This window comes from Halomonas urmiana, assembly GCF_005780185.1.
Taxonomy (GTDB): Bacteria; Pseudomonadota; Gammaproteobacteria; order Pseudomonadales; family Halomonadaceae; genus Halomonas; species Halomonas urmiana.
The window spans coordinates 1-4,023 of record NZ_VBUI01000056.1; the positions used below are offsets into that span (position 1 = coordinate 1).

Genomic DNA, 4,023 nt, shown 5'->3' on the forward strand with positions numbered 1-4,023 from the left:
GCCAGATCACGCGCACGCGGCTACCGAAACGAGGCCAACTTCATCGCGATGATCTACCTGATTGGCAGCCCCGTGGGGCGCCTGCTGGATCAGGCCAAATCCACATGATGTGACGAAGAACCTGATTTCGTCGGGTGCTTATCGGGCTCAGCCGCAGTGCATCCTGGTGGTGGCCGGGCTGCCGGACAAAGCGCTGGGTGGCCTCCATGAGGCGTTACAGAAGTGTCTGCGGCCAATCTGCCGTGCCTTCGATATGCCGCCGGCTATGGCCATTGGGGCCGAGAGGGCCGCGAAACATTTTACTCTGGGCTAAGTGGCGAACGCGTCAGCGACGACGTGGCCAAGCCCTACCCCGAGTGGAACAGCGACCGCCCCGACCCGGCCACTAGCAATGCGCCGTATCGCATCTTCAACATCGGCAACAACGATCCGGTGAAGCTCTCCGAGTACATCGAGGCGATCGAGGACGCGCTGGGCATGCAGGCCACCCGCGAGTTGCTGCCGCTGCAACTCGGCGATGTGCCGGATACCTACGCCGATTCCACCGAACTGGAGAAGGCGGTGGGGTACAAGCCCGCCACGCCGGTGAAGGAAGGCGTGGCCAACTTCGTCGCCTGGTATCGGGAGTTTTATGGGGTGTGAGGCTTGAGGGCCTAGAGCCGAGGGGCAAGGGCCGAGGGGCAAGGAACCCCTTATGGCCTGACCCTTCTCGCTTGGCTCTTTAGGCCTTCTCGGGACCCTTCGACGCTTGCGTCGCGATCCGGCGCGAAGCGGTGGTGGAGTTCTCGTGGGCGCCTGCGGCGCCATCGCGATATAAATATCGCTCCCACAGCTTGATGCTCGCACCGTTCCTCTGTGGGAGCGATGCTTGCATCGCGATCCGCCGCGAAGCGGCGGTGGAGTTCTCCTGGGCGCCTCGCGGCGCCATCGTCGAGGCGTCGAACCGGATCTGAAGCCGGAGCGCCGAACCGTCGCTCCCACAGCTTGATGCTCGCATCGTGCCCTTGTGGGAGCGAATGGTTCGACGCCTCGCCGCCGCTTCGCGGCGGATCGCGCAATAAATTGCACTCCCACGAAGAGCCTCTCCTCAATTGCTTCTCGGCCCTCATAATCCCGGGCGCTGGGCGCTGGGCGCTGGGCGCTGGGCGCTGGGCGCTGGGCGCTGGGCCCTCGGCCCTCGGCCCTGAAACCTCCCACCTCGAGCCTCGCTCATGATGATGACTCCTGTGCTTCCCGTACTGGCGCTGGTGCTTTCCAGCGCGTCTATCCTGCTGCTGCGGCGGCCGGCCACCGCCTGGGGGCTGGCCGATGTGCCGGGGGGGCGCAAGCAGCACCAGGGCATCGTGCCGCTGACGGGGGGGCTGGGGGTGTTCATCGGCTTCTTGCTGGTGCAGCCGCTGCAGCCGGTGCCGGTGGGGGAGCTGCTGCCGCTCTATGTGGGCCTGGTGCTGCTGGTGGCCTGCGGGGTGATCGACGACGCCCGCGACATGCGCAGCACCGTCAAGCTGGGCGTGCAGCTGCTGGTGGCGGCGCTGATGGTGCTGTGGGGCCAGCGGGTGCTGCATCACCTGGGCACCTTCCCCGGCGTGGGGGAGGTGTCTCTGGGCTGGCTGGCGGTGCCGGTGAGCATCGTCGCCGTGGCCGGGCTGATCAACGCCATCAACATGATGGATGGCGTGGATGGCCTGGCCGGGGGCAGTACCCTGGGCGTGCTGGGCTGGCTGGCCTTCGTGGCCTCGGTGCAGAGCCAGTTGAGCCTGCTGGCGGTGATCGTGACCCTGGCCGCGGCGGTCACCGGCTTTCTGCTCTTCAACCTGCGCCACCCCTGGCGGAGTAAGGCCAGCGTGTTCATGGGCGATGCCGGCAGCATGGCGCTGGGCTTTGCCATCGCCTGGTTCGTGGTGGAGCTCTCGCAGAGCGAGCGGGCGCTGGTCAGCCCGGTGGCCTATGGCTGGCTGCTGGCGCTGCCGGTGATGGATACCCTGAGCCTGATGTGTCGGCGCATCCGCAAGGGGCGCAGCCCGCTGGCGGCGGATCGCGACCACCTGCACCATATCTTCCTGCGCGCCGGGTTCACGCCGGGGCAGACCACCCTGGTCCTGATGCTCTGCGTGATCGGCCTGGGCGGGGTCGGGGTGCTGTTCTCGCTGGTGGGGGTGCCGGATATCCTGCTGCTGGTGGGCCTGGCCGTGGTGGTGGTCGCGCACAGCCTGTTCGTGGGCCGCGCCTGGCGCACCAGCAAGGCGCTGCGGCGCCTGCATGCCGCCACCCTGGGCTCGCGCCTGCACCAGCCGGCCGTGCCCATGGTGCGCCTGCGCAAGTCGGCCAGGGTGGGGGGCTGGCGCCGCGCGCTGGCGCTGGCTGGGCTCTATCTCATGGCCGGCAGCCTGGCGCTGGAGGTCCGCCTGACCCTGGCCGGGGCGGTTCTCTCGGTGGCCGCGGGCATGGCGGCCTATCCCGCCTTCTGGCGCGACGCCGTGCGCCTGCCGCTGTTCTGGGTCAGCCTGGCGCTGAGCGCCTTCATCGCGCTGCGCCTGCTGGCGGCCGGCGGGCTGGGGGCGAACGATGCCAACGGCTGGGTGCTGCTGGCCATCACCGGCCTGGCCAGCCTGCCCATCGCCTGGTGGCTGGCCCAGTTCCGGCTGCACTGGCCGTGGCTGGTGCTGACCCTGCTGGTGGGCGGCGGCGTGGCCTTCATGCTGCACGTCGACTGGCCGAGCCTTACGCCGCACGCCGTGCGCGACCCCTGGGTATGGGGCGCACCGGCCCAGACCGGCTTTCTGGCAAGCGTGGGGCTGATGGCGGCGTTCAGTTTGCTGTTCTCCGGCCTGCAGCGGCTGGGCACGGGGTGGCGCCCGGCCTACCAGGTCGCGCTGGGCCTGCTGTTTGCCGTGCCGGGCATGGTCATCCTGATGGCCACCGGCTACACCACGGCCTGGCTGGCGGCCCTGGCGGGGCTGGCCACCTTCGCCGTGGCGACCCCGCTGCTCGGCCGCCATCAGGGCTACCGGCTGGGCCGGACGGGCGTGGGCCTGGTGGTGGGCGTGCTGGTGGTGGGCGTGCTCAGCCACCAGCTGCTGCTGCGCGGGGGCCAGAGCCTGGTCGAGCTGCTGGTGCAGCCGCTGCAGGCCCTGGGCCTGCTGCTCAACGACCAGCCGCGCCTGGCCCAGCTGCTGCACCCCGGCATGGTCGAGCGCGTCACCCTGTGGCAGCAGGCGTTGCAGGGCTGGCAGGGCCAGTGGCTGCTGGGCACGGGCCGGCTGGTGCCCGCCGACGGGGAGCTGGTGGCCGGCTACCGGGCCTATCACTCGCAGCTGGCCAGTGTGGCGGCCGGCCTGGGCTTGGTCGGGCTGGTGGGCTTCGCGGCGGCGGTGGCGATTCCCTTCTACGCCATCGTGTGGATGGCCTGGCGCCACGCCTGGCACTCGGCCTGGGCGCTGGGGCTGCTCAGCAGTGGGGTGGCGGTGATGGTAATGAGCCTGCTGTCCGTGCCCACCCGCTTTCCCGGCCCGCTCGCCTTCATGGTGCTGCTGACCGCCGCGGCCCAGGTGGCCGTCTTCCAGCGGGCCGCGCTACGCCAGCGTGGGATGGCGGGCGTGCGCCACGTGGGTAGCAGCAAGGTGGAGGCGCCCACCTGAGGCGGCTGGGCGTCTCGCGCCTGGCAGCCCATCCTCGTGCTGTGTATGGCAAGCTTGAGCTCCGGGTCGCCCTGCTTGGCCAGGCTGGCGTCGATCTCCTCGAAGATCCACTGGGTCGGGGCATGCTTCTCCAGCGGATGGCGGAAACGCAGCAGCGTGGTGTCGTCGGGTACGCTCTCTCGAGCGTGCGGTCGATGATGTGAAGCAGCTGGCCGAAGCAGCAGGCGATCAGCTACTAAGTAGTGGCGTGCACTCCCATCAGTTCCGAGACACCCCCGTCTCGACGGGGGCCGAATTTCTCGCCACGGTTGACGTCCTCCCCGCCCTAAAGGACAGGGATTCCAACTTCTTGAGGGCAACGTCCTGCCCCGAGACTGAGGATATT

The 4,023-nt window shown here is 69.2% G+C and carries 2 protein-coding genes; both read left to right on the forward strand.

Annotated features, from left to right (window positions below):
* The first annotated feature begins 336 nt into the window (after positions 1 to 336).
* The gene (locus FEI13_RS18630) at positions 337 to 642 is read left to right on the forward strand and encodes a Rossmann-fold NAD(P)-binding domain-containing protein (protein ID WP_204758428.1); all 306 of its coding nucleotides are present in this window, start codon (positions 337 to 339) and stop codon (positions 640 to 642) included.
* A 569-nt stretch (positions 643 to 1,211) separates the two neighbouring features.
* Positions 1,212 to 3,638: an MraY family glycosyltransferase gene (locus FEI13_RS18635; protein ID WP_138182987.1), complete on the forward strand. Its 2,427-nt coding sequence runs from the start codon at positions 1,212 to 1,214 to the stop codon at positions 3,636 to 3,638.
* Positions 3,639 to 4,023: the final 385 nt, after the last annotated feature.